At 63.1% G+C, this 203-nt stretch carries 1 pseudogene; it reads right to left on the bottom strand.

Annotation, left to right across the window (positions count from 1 at the left end):
- Positions 1-203 (bottom strand): annotated as a pseudogene (locus tag ACEN88_RS36545) (sodium transporter); the annotation flags it as partial.

Below are 203 nucleotides of genomic sequence, written 5' to 3'. Positions count from 1 at the left end.
ACGCTGCCGATGGCCAGCGCGCCCAGGTACAGGATCGAGGTCAGGTTGACGACGACGTACAGGCCGAGCCAGAACAGCGCCATGGTCGTGGCGACGGCCTTGCCGTAGCGTTGTTCGAGGAACTGGGGCATCGTGTAGATGTGGTTCTTCAGGTAGACCGGCATGAAGAACACGGCGACGATGACGAGCGTGGCGGCGGCCAT

This window comes from Massilia sp. CT11-108 (assembly GCF_047302915.1).
GTDB lineage: Bacteria > Pseudomonadota > Gammaproteobacteria > Burkholderiales > Burkholderiaceae_D > Telluria > Telluria orientalis.
This window is presented reverse-complemented; position numbering and strand designations above follow the sequence as displayed.